The organism is Tautonia sociabilis (assembly GCF_003977685.1).
In the GTDB taxonomy this organism is placed as follows: Bacteria; Planctomycetota; Planctomycetia; order Isosphaerales; family Isosphaeraceae; genus Tautonia; species Tautonia sociabilis.
In genome coordinates this window covers 37,905-58,964 of sequence record NZ_RYZH01000029.1, presented here as the reverse complement: position 1 = coordinate 58,964, position 21,060 = coordinate 37,905, and the positions used below count along the sequence as shown (strand labels likewise).

The window sequence follows — 21,060 nt, the reverse complement described above, 5'->3', positions numbered from 1 at the left end:
GCGGGTCGCGGTGCGGCGGGGTGTGCCGCGGCGGTGGTCGCGAGGGCCTCGGATGGTCTTGGCTCCGGCCGGGACGCCGCGGCGACTCCTCGATTGGGTCGCGGCGCGGGGCCCAGGCCCCGGGGGTGAAGGCGACGAGTTCGTTGACGACGATCGGTGAGTCGGTCGGGTGGATTGGGTCGATGCGGTTTGGGTCCGGCGCTGGCCGATCGGTCAATCGGCGGCCAGCGCCACGTCGGTGCGGACGAGCACGGCCCCTTCGGCCAGCAGGTCTCGAAGCCCGAGCACGTCGAGCACCTCCTCGGGGCGGGCCGAGCCGCCGGGTTCAACTTTCAGGCGGAGCCGCAATGCGCCGTCGTCCGGGTCGACGCTCGCGTCGAGCAGGAAGGGGCGCAGGTCGAGAGCCACGTCGCGGTCGGGCTTCCGGCGGAGGATTGGGCAGTGCTCTCGGCCGAGCAGTTCGGCGGCCGCGCGGGCGGCCGCCTCCCGGCGGGGTTCGGGAAGGGGGAGGCGGAACTCGACGGCCTCGACGCGGCCGGCCCGGGAGGGGGCGGGCTCGGCCTCCAGGAACTCCAGGCCGGGCGGGACGACGTCGGCGAGGCGTCGAAGCACCTCGGCCGGCGGCAGGGGCTCGGCGAGCTCCAGCTCCAGGACCTCGCGGCGGCCCTCGATCCCCAGCGCCAGGGCCGAGGGGAAGGCGTACTTTGGCCTTGGGTTGAACCCCTGGCTCTGGGCGACCGGCAGGCCGGCGCGGCGGAGCGCCCGCTCCAGGCAGCGCATCAGGTCATGATGGCTGACCAGCCGGAGGTCGCCTTGCTTGGCGAATCGGAGGCGGAGCCGGTGGGAGGGTTCGTCCATAGGGCCGGGAGGGCCGTTGAGGTCGGGGTCGCGCCCGGGGGCGGGGTTGGTCGGAGGCGTCGCGCCGGCCAATCAGTCGGGCCGGGAATCCGAGGGCGGCCACGAGCCGGGCCTCGGCGGGGGATGGCGAGGGGCCGGCCGGTCTCCCGGGAGGGGGCCGGCGGCGGGGAGGGGCCTCGGTCAGGTCAGGCCCCGTCGTCTCCGGCCAGGGCCGGGTCGTCGGGCAGGGCGCGGCGGAGCGCCCGCTGGAGCAGGTCGAGCACCTCGGCGGCCGAGCCGCAGCGGAGGGCCTCTCGGGCCAGGGCCCGGGCCTCCTCCGACCGGGCAGCCCGGATGACGCGCTTGACCTCGGGGAGCTGGTGGGGAGGGGTACTCAGCCGGTGGATCCCCAGGCCCAGCAGCAGCATCGTGTAGAGCGGCTCGCCGGCGATCGACCCGCAGACGGTGACCTCGATGCCGGCGTCCCCGGCGGCGCGCGCGACCATGTCGATCAGGCGGATCACGGCCGGGTCGGCGGAGGTGTAGAGGTCGGCGACGGTCTCGTTGGTCCGGTCGGCCGCGAGGATGTACTGGGTCAGGTCGTTGGTCCCGATGGAGAAGAAGTCCACCTCCTTTGCCAACAGGTCGCTCATGATCGCCGCGGCGGGCACCTCGATCATGGCGCCGACGGGCAGGTCGGCGCGGGCGGGGATCCCCTCGGCCTGGAGCTCGGCGGCCACGTCGCGCAGGGTGGCCTTGGCCTGTCGGAACTCGTCGAGGGTGGTGACCAGGGGGAACATCACCCGGACGTCGCCGCCGGTCTCGGCGGCGGCCCGGAGGATGGCGCGGAGCTGGGTGCGGAAGGTGTTGGGCTCGCGCAGCGACCGCCGCAGGCTGCGGAGGCCCAGCGCCGGGTTGGGCTCGACGTGCTGGGCTCGGCCGGGCTCGGCCTTGTCGGAGCCGAGATCCAGGGTGCGGATGGTGACCGGGCGGCCTTCAAGGGCGCGGATGACGGCGGCGTAGGCCTCGGCCTGTTGCAGCTCGCCGGGGGGGCCGTCGGTGCCGAGGTAGAAGAACTCGGTGCGGAAGAGGCCGATGCCGTCGGCTCCGCGTTCCCGGCAGGCGTCGACCTCGGCGGGGAACTCGATGTTCCCCAGCAGGTGGACGCGCTGGCCGTCGGCGGTCTCGGTGGGCAGGTCGGCCAGGCTGGCGAGCTCGGCGAACCGGGTGGCGCGCTCGACGGCCTGGCGGCGGTATCGGCTGAGGGTCGCCTCGTCGGGGTCGAGGACGACCAGGCCCTCGTCGCCGTCGATGATGGCCGACCGGCAGTCCCGGGCCTCATCCAGGACGCGGCCGAGGCCGACCACCGCGGGAATCTCCAGCGCGGCGGCGATGATGGCGGTGTGGCTGGTCCGGCCGCCCGACTCGGTGGCGAAGCCGAGCACGCGGCCGGGGTCCAGCGCGGCGGCCTCGCTGGGGGTGAGGTCCTCGGCCAGCAACAACAGGGGCTCGACCGGCGCGTTGGCCGGGGCCGGGGACGGGGGCTGGCCGGTCAACTGCTCCAGGATCCGGCGCTGGATGTCTCGGACGTCGGCCGCCCGGGCGGCGAGGTGGGCGGTGCCGAGGCGTTCGAGCCGCCGGGCGTAGCCGTCGAGGACGTCGAAAACGGCGTGCTCGGCGGCGATGCGGTCGCGCTCGATGCGGGCGGCGGCCTCGCGCCGGAGGCTGGGGTCGGCGATCATCCGGACGTGGGCGGCGAGGATGTCGGCGTACTGGGGGCCGAGCCGGCTGCGGGCGTCCCCCTCGGCGGCCTCGGCCTCGATCCGGGCCGACTCCAGGGCGCGGTCGAGGCGGCGGCGCTCGGCGGCGACGGCCGAGGCGGGGATGGCGCGCCGGGTCAGTCGAGGGCCTCGGGGGGCCAACACCAGCACCGGCCCGATGGCGACGCCGGGGCTGACGGCGATCCCCCGGAGGATCTTCATCGGGCTGGGAGCGGCGGGGGGGGCGGACACGTCGGGATCCCTGGGCGGCGCGGGGGCGATGGGCGTCGGGTCGGGGGCCGTCGTCGGCCCGACGTCGGCCGGTGCGGGGCGCGTGCCGGGCCTCATGGGTGCAGCTTCCCGGCCTGCCCGGAGTCGGCCTCGGCCGGCGGACAGGGGCCGGGGGGGGTGAGTTCGCCGAAGCGGGCGGCAACCAGCTCGGCCAGGGCGGCGACGGCGGCATCCGCGTCGGGGCCGAGGGCCTCCAGCTCCAGCCAGGTGCCGCACTCGGCGGCCAGGGCCATCAGGTCGAGGATGCTCTTTCCGTTGAAGTCCCGACCCTCGTGACGGACGCGGACCTCGGCGCGGAACTGGCCGGCCAGCCCGACGAACTTCTCGGCCGGGCGGAGATGCAGCCCATACGGGTTGGTGATCTCGACCCGGCGTCGTGCGAGGTGGGGGTCCTGAGTCATCGGCGATCCGGTCTGGCGACGGCCGCCGTCGGGGGCGGCGTGCTGCCTGGGGTCTGGAAGCTCACGGGGCATCGCGGCGACCCTCCCTCCGTGCCGCCCCACCGGCGGGCCCGGCAGGGCGGCCCCGCCGGCCCGAAGGCCCGGCCTCAGGGGCTGGCCTGGTCGGCCTCGTCGAGCACGTCGAGCACCTGCTCCCGCGTCCGGGCCTGGCGGAGGAAGCGGACGAACTGCTCGTCCTTGAGGTGCCGGGAGATGTTCTCCAGCGCCCGGAGGTGGTCGCCTGGCTGGTTGGGGGGGGAAACCAGCAGGAAGAGAATGTCGACCGGCTCGCCGTCCAGGGCGGCGAACTCGACCCCCTTGCGCGACAGCGCCACGGTCCCGATCAGCCGGTCGACGGTCGGGTGCCGGGTATGGGGCACGGCCACCCCCTGGCCGATCCCCGTGGAGCCGAGTTCCTCGCGATTGAGGATGGCGCGGGTGACGCTCTCCAGGTCGGCTTCGGCGAGCCGACCAGCTTCGCGGAGCCCGGCGACGATCTCCCGGATCGCCTCCTCCTTGGTCGTCGCTTGCAGGTCGACGGCGACGGCCTCGCGCACGACGAAGTCCGATAGTTTCATGCGGTCCTCCATCCGCCGAGGCGGCACCGGCCCCCGATGGCCCTGGCGACGCGGCGCCCCGGCACGTGCCCCGGAGCTCAGTCTGCTCGCCGGCCGGGGCGGCCGGCTCCCGGACGAGGGCTGGGTCTGTCAGCTCTCCCGGGGCGGCTCGGTCGATGCGGGAGGCTCGGGCAGGTCCGGCCGCGTCGGGGATGTGCCCCCGTGGGGCATCTCGTCGCGGTGGTCCTGGATCCGGTCCTTGTACCGCCGGATCTGCTGCTCGATCATGTGGACGACCTGATCGGTCACCGCCTCCAGGCCCGGTGCATCTCCCCGGGCCACGAAGTCGTGCTTGTGCTCGGCCGAGGCCACCATCTCCATCCACCAACCGTTCTTCTGGTGATCGATAATCACCTCGATCGCCATCAGCCGGTTGAAGTATTTAAGCAGCTTTCCGGCCTTGTCCTGCACGTACCGCTGCTGAGAGGGGTCGAGAGTCAGACCATGGCGGGTCGATAGTTCGATTTGCACCCGACTGCTCCTTGCCGCACGATGCCCGACACTGGTGGACCATCCGGGCGCGTTACAAAAGTAACCGCCCGCGCCTGCCGGGGTCAAGGGTGCTGCGGCGCCGCGGGGCGCGTGGCGGGGGGTGTCGTCCCCCGGGCCGATCCCGTATGCTCCGGTTGACCTTGCGCGGGTCGGGGGCCGGGGCCCCGATCCGCTCGACGACCGTTCGGGGGGCCGATGACGATGGGAGAGGTCTGGACGCAGGACTACGACCCGATGGGCTCCTGGCCGCTGTCGACGCTGGCGGCCGGCGTCCCGGTGCTGGTGCTGCTGGGGCTGCTGGGCTCGGGGAGGGCGTCGGCCTGGCAGGCGGCGCTGGCCGGGCTGGCCGCGGCCGTGCTGACGGCGGTGGGGGTCTTCGGTATGCCCGCCGAAATGGCGATTGCCGGGGCGGGCGTCGGCATGGTCTTCGCCCTCTTCCGGATCGTCTGGCTGATTACCGCGGCCGTCTTCCTCTACACGATCGCGGTCGACACCGGCCAGTTCGACGTGATGAAGGCCTCCATCGCGGGGCTTTCGGGGGACCGGCGCATCCAGGCCATTCTCGTGGCCTTCTCGTTCGGCGCGTTCATCGAGGGGGCCGCCGGCTTCGGGGCTCCGGTGGCGATCTCGGCGGCCTTCCTCGTCGGCCTGGGGTTCCGGCCGTTGCAGGCGGCCATCCTTTGCCTGGTGGCCAATACGGCCCCGGTCGCCTGGGGGGCGATCGGCACTCCGATCCGGGCCCTGGGAGAGGTGACGAGCCTGGATCCCGAGCTGCTCAGCGCCACCGCGGGGCGGATCCTGCCGTTCCTGTCGCTGGTCGTGCCCTGCTGGCTGGTCCGGATGATGGTCCCCTGGCGCCTGACGCTAGAGGTCTGGCCGGCGTTGCTGACGATAGGGGGGGCGTTCGCGGCGGCGCAGTTCGCCTGGTCGAACCTCGTCGGCTACGAGCTGGTGGACATCATCTCCTCGATCGCCAGCCTGGTGGCGGGGGTGGTCCTGCTGCGGTTCTGGAAGCCTCGGCGGGAGTGGCGTTTTCCCGAGGAGCAGGCCGGGAGCCCCGAGGGGCCCGACCCGGCCTCCTCGCCGTTCGAGGCGGTCGGCCCGCTGACCCCGGGCCGGGTCTTCCGGGCGTGGATGCCGTTCCTGCTGCTGACGGTCATGGTGATCCTCTGGGGGGTTCCGGCGATCAAGGGGAGGCTGGAGGCGTCCACGTCGTGGAGAAGCCGCCGATGCCCCTCCTGTTCGCTCCGCTGGAGGAGGCGGCCCCGGAGCGGGGCTGGCCGGCCGGGGTGCTGGAGGAGGCCGAGGGGAAGGGAGCGGCCTTCGTCTCCCGGGTGGTCAAGGGGGAAGCGGTGACGGGCCGTTCCGAGCCGATCGCGGCCGATTTCGAGTCGGTGACCTTGGACGTGGCCCCTGTGGCGTCGACCGGCACCGGGATCATGATCGCGGCCGTCCTCAGCGGCCTGATCCTGGGGCTCCGCCCAGTGGACCTGGCCCGACTCTTCGGCAAGACCGTCTACCGGCTGCGATGGGCGGCGGTGGCGATCCTTTGCATGCTGGCGCTGGGGTTCGTCACGAAGTTCTCGGGAATGGACGCCGTGCTCGGCCTGGCGTTCACCAGGACCGGAGCGACGCTTTACCCGATTTTCGGGACCCTGCTCGGCTGGCTGGGCGTGGCGCTGACGGGCTCCGACACGGCGAGCAACGTCCTGTTCGGCAACCTGCAGCGGATTACGGCCGAGAAGCTGGGGCTGGACCCGGTCCTGATGGCCTCGGCCAACTCGACCGGAGGCGTGATGGGGAAGATGGTCGACGCGCAGTCGATCGTCGTCGCCGCGGCCGCCACCGGCGAGCACGGCCGAGAGGGTGCGATCCTCCGGGCGGTGCTGGTGCACAGCCTGGCCCTGGCGATGATCGTCGGGGGGATTGTCTGGCTCTACGCCCACGTTCTGCCCGGCGCGGTCCCCTCCCGGCCGGTGGAGGCGCCGGCGGCCGTCGAGACGACGCGGTGAGTTCGGGGTCGGCCCTCCGGGCCGGAGGCCGTCACGAGGCGGCCCTCACCGGCCCGGGGGGGATCGATCGGACGGAGGGATGAGGGCGAGCCGGTCAGCTCATGCTGCGGCCGTGGGTGTACTCCTGATCGAGGAGTCCGGCTCGGGAATCGCCCGCGTCGGGGGCCTCAGCGGACCGGGAGACGGCGTCTTCCGGCGGCTCAGCGAGGAATTCGCCCCGGTCGGGGGCCTCGACCGGGTGATCCGGGAGGCGAGTCGAGGCAAGGTGATGGGCCGGGTCGTTGCGTCGGACAGCGTGGCGGTCGTGGTCGGTCGTGAACAAGGGACACCTCCCCGCGCGGCGCGGGTAGAACCAGGGATCCCGGCGGGGCGCACAGCGGGAACGTCTGCCGTCCGGGGAGGCGGTCCACCGTTCCCGTCGCGCTCGCCTGAATGGCCGGGATGCCCGCGGCCGGCCGTTTCCGATCGACCGGCCGCTCGCCTCCCCGACAAGGGGCAGGCGTCGGAACTCCGCCGGGACAGCTCCCATCTCCGCGAGCGAACTGGCGTGCGGGAGAGGATGGCGATGGGATCGTCGTGCCGGAATTCCCCACATGATTCTACGTCCCAAGAGGCGGGCGCCAAGCGCCGGACGAGGAGAATGCTCGCATGCGCATCGGGATCCTGTCCGACTCGCACGACCAGATCGACCGGACCGCCGCCGCCGTCGCGCTGCTGGCGGCGGAGGGGGCCGAGTCGCTGGTCCATTGCGGCGACCTGACCGGCCCGGAGGTCGTCCATGTGGTCGCGGCCTCGGGGTTGCCTTGCCGCTACGTGCTGGGAAATAACGACTTCGATCTCGAAGCGGTCGAGCGGGCGATCGCGGCGACCGGCGACCTTCTGCTCGGCTGGTCGGCCGAGTTCGAGCTGGGGGGCCGGCGGTTGGCGGTCACTCACGGGCACCTGTCGGGGGAGTTCCGCCGCCTGGTCCGGACCGCCCCGGACTACCTTCTTTTCGGTCACACCCACCAGCGGCTCGACGAGCGGGACGGGCCGACCCGGGTGATCAACCCCGGCGCCCTGCATCGGGCCCGGATCTGGACGGTCGCACTGCTCGACCTCGACTCGGATGTCGTACAGTTCCATCCGGTTCGATGACCGGGCCCGACATGCCGATCGTCCGAGGCATGTCCCCGGGGAACTCGGGCTGGCCGGGTCCCGGATCGCCGCTATAATCCCCGGCCGGGCCGGCGGGCCCTGGAGGTCGAAGCGGGACGCCCGACGGGCCGGGAGGCCGTCGGGCCGCCGGGGGAGGATGGCCGGCGATCCGTCCTAGGGCCGGTTCCGGCCGCCGTCGGGCGCGAACTGAGACGAGATCCGGCAACCGGAAGGAGCGACCGATGCGCCTTTGCCTCGTCGAAGACCTGGCCGTCGCCGGCCTGGAGCCCCTGACCCTGACGCGACCGGCCCACTCCCTTCGCCTGGGGGCGGGGACGCTCGGCGATCGCATCGCCCGGGCCTGGCGGGTCGGCCCGGGGCCGGCGAGGAGGGCGGCGGTGATCCGCCCGCATCTGCTGGGGATCGCCCGGGAGCGCGAGCCGCACACGACGCTCAACAGCCCCGAGTGGCTGGCCCAGGGGCCGGCAATCGTCGCCAACGCCCGATGGGTGCCGCCGGCCGGGTTCGACGGCCCCGGGGCCGGTCTGAACGCTCCCTGGCTGGGGCTCTGCGAGGGCCGGCCCGCCTGCGCCGTCGTCGGTCCGGAGCGCGCCGTGGCACTGGAGCCGAACCGGATTGACGACTGGTTCGACGATCTGCTGGCCAAGGTCGGCGGCGAGGAGGTCGGCGGCCGATGGATCGACCGCCCCTGGGATCTCGTCTCGCTCAACGAACAGGCCGTTCGAGAGGACTTCGAGGCCCTTGGCGGCGAGGGCGTGACCAACCGACACCTCCAGGCGATGGCCCTGGTCGGCCCCTCGAACCTGCTCCGGATTCACGAGTCGGCTCGGATCGACCCGTACACGGTCTTCGACACCACCAACGGCCCGATCATCGTCGAGCCAGACGTCTGGGTGCAGCCCTTCACCCGGATCGAGGGGCCGAGCGTCATCGGCCGGGGCACGCACCTGTTCCGAGCGAATATCCGAGGGGCGGTGAGCATCGGCCCGGTCTGCCGGATCGGCGGTGAGGTCGAGGCGTCGGTCGTTCAGGGGTATTCGAACAAGTACCACGAGGGGTTCCTCGGCCACGCCTTCGTCGGCGAGTGGGTCAACCTCGGCGCCATCACCTCCAACAGCGATCTGAGGAACGACTACGGCGAGGTCCTCGTCCCCCTGCAAGGGGACCCAATCCCGACCGGCCAGGCCAAGGTCGGCTGCTTCATCGGCGACCACACGAGGACCGGCCTGGGCAGCATGCTCAACACCGGCACGAGCATCGGAGTGATGTGCAACGTCTTGCCGGCCGGCTGGCTCTTGCCGAAGCATGTGCCGAGCTTCTCGGCGGTCCTCTGGGGCAAGGTCGCTCCCGGGTTCGACCTGGAGCAGATGTTCGAGACCGCCCGGATCGTCAAGGGCCGCCGAGGCCTGGAGTTCACCGAGGCGGAGGAGCAGCTCTACCGCTCCCTGTTCGAGCAGACCCGCCTGGAGCGGGAACGGGCCTTCCAGCGTTCCCTGGATCGCCGAGGAGACGCCTGGCCCGGCTCTTCCTCGGCCGCCTGCCGCTGAGTGGTGGCAGGCCCGACGATCGTCCTCCCTTCCAGACCCGTCCCGTCCCTTCCGTCCCTTGACCGACATGGCCTGGATCCTCCTTGTTTGCGCCGGCCTCGCCGAGGTCGGCTTCACCACGTGCCTGAAGCTGAGCGAGAACTTCTCGAAGCCGGTCCCCTCGGCCGGCTTCCTGGCCCTGAGCATCCTCAGCTTCGCCCTGCTGACCCGAGCCATTCAGACGATCCCCCTGGGGACGGCCTACGCCGTCTGGACCGGCATCGGCGCCTTCGGCACGGCGGCCATCGGGATCGTGTTCTTCAAGGATCCGCTCTCGCCCGCCCGGGTCGTGTTCCTGCTGGTGCTGATCGGCTCGATCATCGGGCTGAAGGTCGCCTCGACGGGGTGAGCCGACCGCGATCGGGCCTCCGCCGATATCGGCATGGAGGGATCGAACCCGGCGGCCTTGTCCAGTCTCCTACCATTGGGATTGTCGCGGCCCGCGGAGGGCCGATCGGGAGGGGACACGATTGAGGCGAGGTCCAGGCGATGTCGGGGCAGGATGACGGCGGCGGGTGTCCGAGTCGAGGCGAGGGCCGCATCGACCTCTCGGCGTATGTCTTCCTGGCCCTGATGGTGCTCATCGGCTCGACCACGGCGCTGTCGGCCAAGCTGGCGGTGCGAGAACTGCCGCTTCCCCTGGTGCCGGTCGTCCGCTTCGGCGTGGCGGGGCTCTGCCTCCTCCCGTTCGCCCGGAGGTCGGGGGCGCTGGCTCGGATGGTCCGGGAGGATCGAGGGCGGCTGATCGCCTCGGCCGTCTTCTGCGTCGGGCTGAACCAACTGTTCTTCCTGACCGGCGCCCGGCTGGCGCCGACGACGCACGTCGGCCTGATCTACGCGACCAATCCTCTGTTCGTGCTTCTGATCTCCTGTGCGATGGGGCAGGAGCGGATGCGGCTCGACCGCGTGTTTGGCGTGATGACCAGCGTGCTCGGTGTGCTTGTGATCGGCCTGGGGAACCTGCGGTCCGGGGCGGGGGCCGAGGCGTCCCAGGGGCTGCTCGGGGACCTGCTGCTGGTTGGCGCCGTGACGACCTGGGGGGCGTACATGGCGGTCAGCCGCCCGCTCATTCGCAGGCACGGGGCGATCCCCGTGCTGGCGGGGACGTTTCTGGTCGGGGCGCTGCTCGACCTGCCGATCTCGCTGCTGGTGATGGACTGGGACGGCTCGACCGCGCCGCTCGGCCTGCTGGCGATGGGCCGGGCCTCGGCGACGGCCTGGCTGGGTCTGGCCTACCTGACGCTGGTGGTGACGGTCTTCGCCCTGGGATTCCAGAACCTGGCGATGACCCGGTTGGAGGCGAGCCAGGTCGCCACGTTTGGCAACGCGGCGCCGATCCTGACGGTGGTCTGGGGGTACCTGTTCCTGGGAGAGGCGATCACGCCGTTCCTGGTGGTCGGCGGGGCGCTGACGCTCGGCGGCATCCTCTGGACGATCCGACCGAGGAGGGCTCGGAGCCGGGCCTCCTCACCAACAGCGGAGTATCCCCAGCCGGTGCCGTGCCCCGATTGATCCCGCCCCGGCCGGGGGTTCTAATGGGCGTCTTCGAGGGCCGTTGTGCGAGCGGCCCCCAGACACCTGACGCCCCGCCCCGCTCCGACCCCCGGGAGGCCGCGATGCCCCGCCTTGCGATCGTCCCCCTGCTGCTGTTCGCGATCGCCCCACTCGCCCCGGCCCAGGAGGACGGGTTCCGAGTGATTTTCGACGGCAAGTCGCTCGACGGCTGGAACCAGGTCGGCCCCGGCTCGTTCGAGCAGGTCGACGAGGGTTACAAGACCGTCGGCGGCATGGGCCTGCTCTGGTATGAGCCGGAGACCTTCGGCGACTGCGTCATCCGGGTTGTCTACAAGGCCGAGGACGGCCGAGACAACTCCGGCGTCTCCATCCGGATCGCCGAGAAGCCCGACGACCCGTGGTTCGCCGTGCACCACGGCTTCGAGGTCCAGATCTGCGACCAGGCCGACCCGCTGCACCGCACCGGGGCGATCTACTCCTACTCCGCCTCGACGGCCACCCCCGCGCAGGCCGGCCAGTGGAACACGATGGAGATCACCCTGGACGGCGAGGAGATCCGAGTCTCGGTCAACGGCGAGGAGGTCAACCGCTTCGATCCGACCTCCGACCCGATTCCCCCCCGCCGTCAGGACTACGAGCCCATCCGAGGCCCTCGCCCGACCCGGGGCTACCTCGGCCTCCAGAACCACGGCGACGGCGACGTCGTGTTTTTCAAGGAGGTCAGCGTCCGTCCCCTGGCCGGGGCCGACGCGAGCGATTGAGCCCAGAGCCCTGGACGGTGGACGGGTCGAGGGCCGGGGGAAGCCGTACCCGGTCCCGGGAGGCGTCCGACCCCCGGAGCGACCCGCCTCCGGCCCTCCCAGGGCATCGTTCCGTCCTCCGCTCGAGCCGGGCGGAGCCGGAGATCGGCCCGATTCGAGCGTTCGGTGGTCCGCCGGAGGGGCGGTTGGGGGCCACCGACCGCAGGCCTGCCTGCCTGAGGCCCCCGAGACGGACCTGTCGGAGGACCCGACGGAGGACCGATCGCCCCCTCTGAACCGCCGACCGATTGATGATCCGAACTGAGTCGCCCCGGAGCTTCCCGCCCATGACCCCGAGCCCGACCCGAGCCCTCCTCGCGGCGACGGTCGCCGCGCTGGCCGCGGCGTCCGCCTCGGCCGCCTCCCAGGACGAGAGCATCCCCCGCCCCGAGCACCCCGAGCCGCAGGCCGTCCGATCGGATTGGGCTAACCTCAACGGCTCCTGGGAGTTCCGCTTTGACCCCGACGATGCCGGGCTCGACTCGAGGTGGTTCGAGCCGGAGGCCGAGGGGTTCGACCGGGAGATTATCGTCCCCTTCGCCTGGGAGAGCCGGCTCTCGGGGATCGGCGAGGTCGACTCGCCCGAGATCGGTTGGTATCGCCGAACGTTCCGCGTGCCCGATGACTGGCCCGAAGGGCGTCGGGTCTGGCTCCGCTTCGGGGCGGTCGACTACCGGGCCGACGTTTGGGTCAACGGTACCAAGGTCGCCGAGCACGAGGGGGGCTACACGCCGTTCGAGGCGGACGTGACCGATGCGCTGGCCGACGGCGACGGCGAGAACGTCCTTGTCGTCCGAGCCTTCGACCCCACCGCCCGGAACCTGCCGACCGGCAAGCAGATCGACTGGTACACGACCGTCTCGGGCATCTGGCAGACAGTCTGGCTGGAAGCTCGGCCCGAGTCGTACATCGCCGGCTTCTTCATCCGTACCGAGTCGCTCGACCCGGCTCGGGTGGCGATCGACGTGACCGTCGGCGGCCCCCGGCCCGAGGGGGAATGGACCGTCTCCCTGAAGCCCGACGATCCGACCGTCGAGGCGGCCTCGGCCCGAGTGGCCGCACCCTCCCGGTCGTCCGAGGGGGAGCTGGCCTCGGCCCGGATCGAGGCCGTCGTGAGCCAGGCGAAGCCGTGGTCCCCCGAGTCGCCGCACCTGTATGACCTGGCGATCGAGTTGAAGGACCCCGCCGGCAACGTCATCGACTCGGTGCGCACCTATTTCGGCCTGCGGACGATCGCTCGGGGGACCTTCGGCGACGAGCCGTTCGAACGCTTCCTGCTCAACGGCAAACCCGTCTACATCCGGGGGGCGCTCGACCAGTCGTACAACCCCGACGGACTCTACACCGCCCCCAGCGACGAGTTCCTGCGGCGAGACGTCGCCTCGGCCCGCGTTCACGGGCTCAACTGCCTGCGCATCCATATCAAGACCGAGGAGCCGAGGAAGCTCTATTGGGCCGACAAGTACGGCCTGCTCATCATGCAGGACCTCCCCAACACCTGGGAGCAGGACCAGACCGCCCGAGACTCCTGGGAGCGCACGATGCGGGAGGCCGTCCCTCGCGACCGCAACCACCCGAGCATCTGGTCCTGGGTCGCCTTCAACGAGACCTGGGGCCTCGCCCCCTTCCCCTGGCAGTCCTACAAACAGGCGACCGAAACGCATCAGTGGGTCAAGGCGATGGTCGCCGCCATCCGGGCGCTCGATCCGACCCGACTCGTCGAGGACAACTCGCCCGACAAGCGCGACCACGTCGAGGGGACCGACATCAACTCCTGGCACTTCTACATCGACGACGACGACCGCGCCCGGGCCCACATCGAGGAGGTCGTCTCCCAGACCAAGCCCGGAAGCCCGTTCAACTACGTCCCCGGCCAAGTGCAGGGAACCGAGCCCCTGATGAATTCCGAATACGGCAACGTCTCGGCCGGCGGCGGCGACCGGGACATTTCCTGGGGCTTCCGCTATCTGACCACACAACTGCGCAAGCACAACACGATCCAGGGGTATATCTACACCGAGCTGACCGACATCGAATGGGAGCACAACGGCTTCCTCAACTACGACCGCACCCCCAAGGTCTTCGGCTACGACGCCTTCCTGCCCGACATGTGGGTCAACGAGCTGAACCAGGCCGACTTCGTCGGTTTCGACGCCCCTCCGGCGATCGTCGGACGGCCGGGGGAGACGGTCGAGGTGCCGGTCTTCATCAGCCATTACTCCGATCTGGACTTCGAGCCCGCCCTGCGCTGGTGGGTTCAGGGGGCCGATGATCGGGGCAACGAGCGGATGGTGGTGGCGCCCGAGTCCTTCCCCGCGCGCTGGGAGCCTTACGGCGTGACCTGGCAGGAGCCGATCCGGGTGACTTTGCCCGATTACCCCTTCGTCGGCGCCCTGATCCTGACCCTTCGGGATCCCCAGAATCGCCGGTTCGCGGCCAACTACGTCAATCTGGTCGTCCGTTCCGAGGACGGGGCGCCCCGGGTTTCCCGGAAGGCGGCCCTGGAGCGTGAGGTCACGCTGCGGTTCGACCCGGAGGACTACGCCCGAAGCCAATGGTCCGACCCCGCCAACGCTCCCGAGGGGAAGGTCTACGGCCGAGGCCACGGGTACTTCGAGTACCGCATCGCCGTTCCCCAGGCAGTCGCTCAGGCGAAGCCCGAGTCGTTCAACCTGCTCGTCGAGGCCTCGGCGAAGGCCGGTCGAGAGCGGGTCGACTGGCCCGATCGCGTCAACGCGCAGGACTATCCGCAGACCGACGCTCGCCCCTTCCCCAGCACCCTGGTTGTCTCGATCAACGGCGAGCCCCTGCCCGCTGAGCCGCTCGAGGACGACCCGGCCGACTCCCGGGGAGTGCTCTCCCACCTGGCCGGCGTCGAGCACGGCAGCCACGGCGCCCTGCTGGAATTCGGCGGTGAACTGCCCGAGGCCGCCCGCCTCGCCATCGCCGCCGGCGAGCCGCTGGTCCTCCGCTTCGAGGTCCCCGAGGACGCCGAGCACGTTGGCGGCCTGGCGATCTTCGGAGACTCGACCGGCCGCTACCCCATCGACCCGACCCTCGAACTCGTCACCGCCGAGCCCTTGCCCGAGGACCTTGGGGTCGATCCCTCGGTGCCGGTCGCGGTCGACTCGGCGGCATCCCGCCGCCAGGCCGTGCTGCCGACCGGCGAATCGGGAGCCGGGGCCTCGTGGTCCTACACCACCAGCGACCCCGGTGAGGGCTGGGCCTCCCCCGACTTCGATGCCTCTTCCTGGGCCTCCGGCCGCTCCGGCTTCGGCACCGAGGGCACCCCGGGCATCGCCGTGCACACCCGATGGGACACCCCGACCATCTGGCTGCGCACCGAGGTCGACCTGCCCGGGCTCTCGCCCGACGATCAGCTGACCCTCCGCCTCTTCCACGACGAGGGGGCCCAGGTTATCGTCAACGGCCGCCCCATCGTCTCGGTCGACGGGTACGTCACCTCCTATCGCGACCTGCTGCTCTCCCCCGAGCAGCGCTCCGCCTTCCGAGCCGGCCGGAACGTCATCGCCGTCCGATGCCGGCAGACCGGCGGGGGGCAGGGCATCGACCTTGGCCTCTCCCTGCTCCGCTCCGAGTAGGGGCCTCTGGCGATCAGGCCGCTCGACGTCGCGACGGCCGGGGAGCGGGGGTCGTCTCTCCCCCGGCGTCGAGCGCCTCCCGAACCGGGGTCGCCCCGACCCCGGCCATTCCGGGCCGATCGCCGGTCATCCAGCTCAACCGGCCTCAGGCCGCCTTCGGCTTCGCCTTCCGGGGTTGCGGCTGGTGCTTCCAGCGCCGGTGGAGCCAGAGGTACTGCGTTGGATCGCGGCGGATCATCCGCTCCAGGGCGGCGGTGTAGCGTCGGGTCAGCTCGGGGACGAGGTCGGGAGAGGCGTTCTCCGGGTCGGGGTCGATGATCTCCTCGACCTCGACGACGTAGCGGAAGTCGTCGCCGATGCGGCGGGCGCCGCCGACGACGATCGGAGCGTTGTACTCGATCGCCAGCAGGGCGATCGCCTTGAACGTCGACGCCGGCCGGCCGAAGAAGGGGACGAACAGCCCCTTGGGCCCGGCGTCCTGGTCGGCGAGCATCGATAGCAGGCCGCCGGACTCCAGCACGTCGACCATCGCCTCGCTCCCCCCCTTCTTGGCGATCATCCGCTGGCCGGTGCGCTCTCGGAAGGAGCGGAGGAAGCGGTCCAGGTGGGGGTTGTCCAGCGTCCGGGCGACCGAGTTCGGCGGGAAGCCGAAGGCGCCGAACAGGTAGCCGGCCATCTCCCAGTTTCCATAATGGCCGGTCAGCATGATCATCGGCCCGCCCTTGAGCAGCCGTTCCAGCACCGCCTCGTGCCCCTCCAGGCGGAGGTACCGTCGCCAGGTGGTCAGGCTCATCATCCGGGGGATGTGCAGCATCTCCATCACCATCCGGAGGAAGTGCCGGTAGACGCCTCGGACGATCCGCTCGCGCTCCGCCTCCGAATAGTCGTCGCCGAACGCCAGGCGGAGGTTCTCCATGGCCACCTCGCGATGGCGTTTGTCGATCCGGTAGACCAGCGCCGCGATGGCGTCGGCCAGCGCGTACGATTGCCGGATCGAGAGCCGCTGCGCCAGGAAGACGACGAGCCGGACGCCGAGGTACGTGGCGTAGTCGATCGCCTTGTTGCGGGGCTTCTTCGCTCGGGATCGCTTGGGGAACATCGGCGGTCACTCCGTTGAGCCGCGATGGGAGTCGGCCGGCGATCTCGTCCGGTCGAGGAGGTTGGGCGAGGCTGATCGGCCCCGCCTCGCCTCGGTTTGTGCTCGGGGTCATCCGGGCATCAAGCGGTGGTTGGGCTCGGGGATCGGCGGGGGCGGGAGGGGTCGGGTCGACCCGAGCCGCCCCAGGACTTGGAGGATCAGCGGTCGGAGACCTCCGGAATCAGTCGTCCGTCAAGGGCAGCGTGACCGGTTTCCCCCCCTGCTCTGCCGACCGGTAGATAGCGCGGATGATCTCGACCGACTTGCGCCCTTCGCGGCCGTCGACGAAGGCGGGGCGTCCCTCATCGATGGCGGCGAGGAAGTCGGAGAGCTGCAGGCGGTGCCCCTCGTGGGTGATGCCGCGGGGGTCGGAGCCGCCGCCGGTGGCGCCGGCCCGGGCCATGGCGGCGAGGATGTCGTTGTCGCTGGGGACCTTCTCCTGGAACTCCCAGAGGGTGATGTCGTCCTGTTCGATCCGGGCCGAGCCGCGGTCGCCGTGGATCTCGATCCGCTTGGAGAGGCCGGGATAGGCGCTGGTGGCGGCCTCGATGACGCCGAGGGCGCCGTTCTTGAAGCGGACGGCGGCGACGGCGGTGTCCTCCACCTCGATGCGTTCGTGGGCGAGCGTGGCGGTCAGGGCGGTGACGGTCTCGACCTCTCCCATGAGCCAGGAGAGCAGGTCGACGTTGTGGATCGACTGGTTCATCAGGGCGCCGCCGCCGTCGAGGGCCCAGGTGCCGCGCCAGCCGCCGGAGTCGTAATACTCCTGGGTGCGCCACCACTTGATGTAGGTGTCTCCCAGCGTCAGTCGGCCGAAGCGGCCCAGTTCGATTGCCTCCTTCAGCCGGGCGTTGGCCGGGGAGTATCGTGAGGGGAAGATGGTGCAGAGCCGAGTGCCGGCGGCGTCGCAGGCGTTGATGATCGCGTCGCAGCGGGCCAGGGTGATTTCCAGCGGCTTCTCGACGACCACGTGTTTGCCCGCCTTCGCCGCCGCGACGGCCGGGTCCCGGTGGGCGCCGCTGGGGGTGCAGACGCTGACCACGTCCAGCCCCGGGTGGGCGAGCATCTTTTCCAGATCGTCGTAGATGGCGACCTCTCCTCCCTCGGCCATGCCGACGATTTTCTCTCCCCGGCCGGGCACCTGGTCGAAGACGGCCACGACGCGGGCCCCGGGGATCTCGTTGATCGCCTTGGTGTGGTACTCGGCGATCATGCCGCAGCCGACGAGTCCGATGCCGTGTTCGGCCATGATTCGTGGTCCCTGTCCTTTGTCTGTCCTGCGAAGGAGTGTGGCGGCGATCGGGGCCGCTCGCGTCAGGAGCGCCGCACTCGGGCGATCTTCCGCTTGCCGACACGGACGATCAACCCGTCGGGGACGGCGATCGGCGCCTTTGGGTCGGTCACAGGCGTCCGGTCGGGGCCGATGGTGACGCCCCCCTGCTCGATGACTCGGCGGGCGTTGGAGGTGCTCGAATCGAGCTTGAGGGCGACGATCAGCCTGGGCATGGTGATCCGGCCGTCGGCGTCGAACTGGTCGCGGGGGACCGGGACCTCGGGGATCTCCTCGGGGTCCTCGCCGGCGGCACGGCGGCGGAAGGCGGCGGCGGCGGCCTCGGCGGCCTCGGGGCCGTGGTACTGGGAGACGATCGTCTTGCCGAGAACCTCCTTGGCGTCTCGGGGGTTCACCCCGGGGGCGAGCATCGCGTCGATCTCGGCCATCGGGAGGTCGGTCAGCAGGGTGAAGTACTGGCGCATCGGCTCGTCGGGGATGCTCATCACCTTGCCGAATTGCGTTTCCGGAGGCTCGGAGACGCCGATGTAATTCCCCAGGCTCTTGCCCATGCGCTGCTTGCCGTCGGTGCCCACCAGAATCGGCATCGTCATGGCCACCTGAGGCGGCTGCCCCTCGTCCTGCTGGAGGTCGCGGGCGACGAGCAGGTTGAAGAGCTGCTCGGTTCCCCCCAGCTCCACGTCGGCCCGGATCTCCACTGAGTCCCATCCCTGCATGAGTGGGTAGAGGCATTCGCTCAGGTAGACCGGCTTCTCCGACTTGAGCCGCAGGGCGAAGTCCTCGCGGGCGGAGACCTGGCCGATGGTCATGCGTCGGGTCAGGTCCAGGACGTCCAGGAAGGTCCACCGGGAGAACCAATCGCCGTTGTGGCGGACCTCGGCGCGGGAGAGGTCGACGATCTTGCCGACCTGGGCGAGGTAGTCTCGGGCGTTGGCCTCGACCTGTTCCTTCGTCAGACCGGCGCGGTGGTCGGAGCGGCCGGAGGGGTCGCCGACCAGGGCGGTGTAGTCGCCGATGATGATGACGGCCGTGTGCCCGAGATCCTGGAACTGCCGGAGCTTCCGCAGCGGGACGGTATGGCCGAGGTGGACGTCGATGCCGGTCGGGTCGATGCCGTACTTGACCCGCAGCGGGGTCCCGGTGCGGGCCGACGCCTCCAGCTTCTTGACGAATTCGGCCTCGGGGGTGATCGCGTCGATCCCCCGTCGGAGGAGGTCGAGTTGCTCGGCGGCGGGTCGCATCGGGGGCGCTAACCTGGGTCGGGGCTTGCGGATCGGGTTCGAGGGGGCCCCCGGGGCGGGGCGGGAGCGATTCTAGGCCATCGCTTCGGTTCGGACAAGGTGGCCCGATGGCCGGTCGGGTCCTACCATTGGAGGGTCGAACCTCCTCGTTCTTTCCCGCCTTGCCGGAGTGCCGCCGCCGATGCCGCTCGATCCCCAACTCGACGTTCCGATGCGATCGGCGCTCCTGCTCCTCGGCCTGGCGATGGGGGTGTTGCTGGCGATCTCCGCCTCCTGGGCGGTGGTCGCCGAGCGCTGGTGGTCGGGCCGGCCGATCGTGCCCACCCGGCCGGCCCGGGCGGTCCCCTGGGGGGGCCGAGAGGCCCTCTTCTGTTTCCTCGCCTGGCAGGTGGTCACGGTGATCGCCTCCGCGATTCTCCGGGGCCGTCGGGACGAGTCGGGGAATCTGGATCTGGTCGACGCGATGGCCGCCGTGTCGTTGGTCAACCTGACGCTGCTGGTCGTGCTGCCGGCGATGCTCGTCCTTTCCTGCCGGGCGAAGGCGGCCGACCTGGGCTTCCGCTGGGAGACGCTTCTGTCTGACGTGGCGACTGGCGTGGTGGCGGCCCTCTGCCTGGTGCCCCTGGTCTACGCGGTCCAGCTCGCGGCGATCTTCGTCTGGGAGCCGACGGCCCACCCGTTGCAGCAGATGCTGATGGAGCGCCCCTCGCCAGCGGTCATGGTGCTGGCCCTGGTCTCGGCGGTGGTGCTGGCGCCGGCGGCCGAGGAGCTGATGTTCCGCGGCATCCTGCAGGGCTGGTTGGAGAAACGGCTCGATCCCGCCCGGGTCCGGGAGGAACTGCCCCGGGTCGAGGATCCGGGGGACCTGGTCTTCCTGAAGGCCCCGGACGGAGGGCCGGCGGTCGCCGAAGTTGGGGAGGACTCCCCGGCGGGGAAGCGGGGGGCGAGCGCCCCGGTCGGCCGACCGAGGAGCCGGGCGGCGTTGCTGCTGCCGGCGGCCCTGTTCGCGGGAGTGCACTTTGGCCAGTGGCCGGCGCCGATCCCGCTGTTCGTGCTGGCGGTCGGGCTGGGCATCGTCTACCGGAGGACCGGCGGGCTGGTCGCTCCGATCGCGATGCATGCCACCTTCAACGGCCTGAGCACGGCGGCGATGATCGCCCTGCTGCTGCTGGTTCCCTCGGCCTCCCAGGACGAGGAGGCCGAGGCGATTCCCGTCCCGCCGGTCCCCTCCTCCTCGGCCGAGCTCGAGGCCGATCCGGTGGGGGCGGAAGCCCGACCGGATTGATCCCCACGGTTGGGCGTGCCCCGCGAGTGTCTCGAATTGTTGAATCGGGGTGAAGATCCCGGATTTCGCTTGCCGGGTCTCGGACACCAGATTAGGATGCTTTTATTCCGATTGAGGTGTCGGTGTGGCCCACATCCCTTCGAGCCGGCTGATTGAGCGATTCACACCGGATCCGGCGAACCAGCGGAACCCGTCGTGATCGGTGAAGTTCTCGGCCGATCGGGACGATAACACCGGGGCTTCTACCGGACTCGATCGGGATCCGGCGGCCCGCACATCCTCCTGGTCGTGCGCAGTGCGGGCGCCTCAGCAATGATCCGAACACCTGGCCCCCGCGGTGCTGGGACACCGCGACCGGTCGCCCGGCCGCTAGGGAGAGCGTGCTGGAACGCTGGAATTCGGGGCCCTCGCGGTGCAACGGATTGGTCTGGTGAGGTCGGGGCCGTCGAGCTTTCCGGCACCCCGGCCCCCTGAACCTGGAGCGATTCGATACGATGAGCGTGGTGAATTCCAAGAAGAAGACCGCACCGACGCATCACGGGTTCGAGTGGGCCGGGGCCATGGCCCGGATCCGTCGCGGCGGGGTCTCGGCCCGGAGCGGTCGCCGCTCGCTGCTGCTGGGCGCTCTGACGGCCTCCTACGCCAACTCCGGCCGCACGGGCCGGCGCTCCGCCGAGCCCCGCGGCACCGTCTCGACCGACCGCTCCTGACCGGAGCCCGAAGCGATCGGTTCGCCCCGATTGACTGCCCTGGGGATCGGACTCCCCTCGGGCGAATGGCCTCCGATCGGCTGACCGATCCGCTCGAATCACCCCTCGGCCGCCCCCCGGATCGATCCGGTGGGCGGCCGTTTCGATTTCGGGATCGCCCCGCCTTCTTCCTGGCCTCTTGGCGTCCTCTGCCGACACCGGCCGTCCGGGGGGCTGAGGGGGCGGCGGGTGGGGCGTCGGCGATCGGATGATGAACGAGGCCGACCGGTTGAGGCTCCCGGCGGC

The 21,060-nt window shown here is 71.0% G+C and carries 19 protein-coding genes; 10 read left to right on the top strand and 9 right to left on the bottom strand.

All coding sequences use genetic code 11. The features are described from left to right. Positions 1 to 213: 213 nt before the first annotated feature. The 5 genes from TsocGM_RS15330 to TsocGM_RS15310 form a co-directional block, all read right to left on the bottom strand. Entirely contained in the window at positions 214 to 858 is a 645-nt protein-coding gene (locus TsocGM_RS15330; protein ID WP_126726340.1) for a TIGR03936 family radical SAM-associated protein, read from the bottom strand. Between the two features lie 185 nt (positions 859 to 1,043). Beyond that, positions 1,044 to 2,945, bottom strand: coding sequence for a phosphoenolpyruvate--protein phosphotransferase (gene ptsP, locus TsocGM_RS15325; protein ID WP_199756800.1), 1,902 nt, complete (start codon positions 2,943 to 2,945; stop codon positions 1,044 to 1,046). Continuing rightward, positions 2,942 to 3,361 (bottom strand): HPr family phosphocarrier protein, encoded by a 420-nt coding sequence (locus TsocGM_RS15320; protein ID WP_233578922.1) that lies wholly within the window; start codon positions 3,359 to 3,361, stop codon positions 2,942 to 2,944. Before TsocGM_RS15320 ends, ptsP begins: the two co-directional genes overlap by 4 nt. Before the next feature lie 74 nt (positions 3,362 to 3,435). Next, positions 3,436 to 3,906, bottom strand: a complete 471-nt coding sequence (locus tag TsocGM_RS15315) for a PTS sugar transporter subunit IIA (protein WP_126726339.1) — start codon at positions 3,904 to 3,906, stop codon at positions 3,436 to 3,438. A gap of 129 nt (positions 3,907 to 4,035) precedes the next feature. After that, a complete protein-coding gene (locus TsocGM_RS15310) occupies positions 4,036 to 4,416 on the bottom strand; it encodes an HPF/RaiA family ribosome-associated protein (RefSeq protein WP_126726338.1) in 381 nt (126 codons plus the stop codon). 216 nt (positions 4,417 to 4,632) lie between these two features. On the opposite strand from TsocGM_RS15310, the gene TsocGM_RS15305 reads away from it, so the two are divergent. Then, the gene (locus TsocGM_RS15305; RefSeq protein ID WP_233578920.1) at positions 4,633 to 5,793 is read left to right on the top strand and encodes an L-lactate permease; all 1,161 of its coding nucleotides are present in this window, start codon (positions 4,633 to 4,635) and stop codon (positions 5,791 to 5,793) included. Then, entirely contained in the window at positions 5,676 to 6,449 is a 774-nt protein-coding gene (locus TsocGM_RS27130) for an L-lactate permease (RefSeq protein WP_233578929.1), read from the top strand. Before TsocGM_RS15305 ends, TsocGM_RS27130 begins: the two co-directional genes overlap by 118 nt. A gap of 94 nt (positions 6,450 to 6,543) precedes the next feature. Here the strand turns inward: TsocGM_RS27130 and TsocGM_RS15295 are convergent, their stop codons facing one another. Further along, entirely contained in the window at positions 6,544 to 6,771 is a 228-nt protein-coding gene (locus TsocGM_RS15295; protein WP_126726336.1) for a hypothetical protein, read from the bottom strand. A 326-nt stretch (positions 6,772 to 7,097) separates the two neighbouring features. On the opposite strand from TsocGM_RS15295, the gene TsocGM_RS15290 reads away from it, so the two are divergent. The 6 genes from TsocGM_RS15290 (at position 7,098) to TsocGM_RS15265 (ending at position 15,110) form a co-directional block, all read left to right on the top strand. Next, positions 7,098 to 7,586: a metallophosphoesterase family protein gene (locus TsocGM_RS15290; protein ID WP_126726335.1), complete on the top strand. Its 489-nt coding sequence runs from the start codon at positions 7,098 to 7,100 to the stop codon at positions 7,584 to 7,586. 242 nt (positions 7,587 to 7,828) lie between these two features. Continuing rightward, a complete protein-coding gene (locus tag TsocGM_RS15285; protein WP_126726334.1) occupies positions 7,829 to 9,154 on the top strand; it encodes a putative sugar nucleotidyl transferase in 1,326 nt (441 codons plus the stop codon). A gap of 67 nt (positions 9,155 to 9,221) precedes the next feature. After that, positions 9,222 to 9,542 (top strand): DMT family transporter, encoded by a 321-nt coding sequence (locus TsocGM_RS15280; protein WP_126726333.1) that lies wholly within the window; start codon positions 9,222 to 9,224, stop codon positions 9,540 to 9,542. 140 nt (positions 9,543 to 9,682) lie between these two features. Beyond that, on the top strand, positions 9,683 to 10,705 hold the full coding sequence (locus TsocGM_RS15275; RefSeq protein ID WP_126726332.1) for a DMT family transporter: 1,023 nt from the start codon (positions 9,683 to 9,685) through the stop codon (positions 10,703 to 10,705). 104 nt (positions 10,706 to 10,809) lie between these two features. Further along, the gene (locus TsocGM_RS15270; protein ID WP_126726331.1) at positions 10,810 to 11,469 is read left to right on the top strand and encodes a 3-keto-disaccharide hydrolase; all 660 of its coding nucleotides are present in this window, start codon (positions 10,810 to 10,812) and stop codon (positions 11,467 to 11,469) included. Between the two features lie 326 nt (positions 11,470 to 11,795). Continuing rightward, positions 11,796 to 15,110 (top strand): sugar-binding domain-containing protein, encoded by a 3,315-nt coding sequence (locus tag TsocGM_RS15265; protein ID WP_158633579.1) that lies wholly within the window; start codon positions 11,796 to 11,798, stop codon positions 15,108 to 15,110. 145 nt (positions 15,111 to 15,255) lie between these two features. On the opposite strand, the gene TsocGM_RS15260 is transcribed toward TsocGM_RS15265, so the two are convergent. The 3 genes from TsocGM_RS15260 to tyrS form a co-directional block, all read right to left on the bottom strand. Further along, positions 15,256 to 16,209, bottom strand: a complete 954-nt coding sequence (locus TsocGM_RS15260) for a lysophospholipid acyltransferase family protein (protein WP_126726329.1) — start codon at positions 16,207 to 16,209, stop codon at positions 15,256 to 15,258. 220 nt (positions 16,210 to 16,429) lie between these two features. Further along, positions 16,430 to 17,497, bottom strand: coding sequence for a Gfo/Idh/MocA family protein (locus tag TsocGM_RS15255; protein WP_126726328.1), 1,068 nt, complete (start codon positions 17,495 to 17,497; stop codon positions 16,430 to 16,432). Between the two features lie 65 nt (positions 17,498 to 17,562). Then, positions 17,563 to 18,780 (bottom strand): tyrosine--tRNA ligase, encoded by a 1,218-nt coding sequence (gene tyrS / locus TsocGM_RS15250; RefSeq protein WP_126726327.1) that lies wholly within the window; start codon positions 18,778 to 18,780, stop codon positions 17,563 to 17,565. A gap of 181 nt (positions 18,781 to 18,961) precedes the next feature. On the opposite strand from tyrS, the gene TsocGM_RS15245 reads away from it, so the two are divergent. Further along, complete coding sequence (locus TsocGM_RS15245; protein WP_126726326.1) at positions 18,962 to 20,065, top strand: CPBP family intramembrane glutamic endopeptidase; 1,104 nt, start codon at positions 18,962 to 18,964, stop codon at positions 20,063 to 20,065. Between the two features lie 494 nt (positions 20,066 to 20,559). Continuing rightward, on the top strand, positions 20,560 to 20,775 hold the full coding sequence (locus TsocGM_RS15240) for a hypothetical protein (RefSeq protein WP_126726325.1): 216 nt from the start codon (positions 20,560 to 20,562) through the stop codon (positions 20,773 to 20,775). Positions 20,776 to 21,060 lie beyond the last annotated feature (285 nt).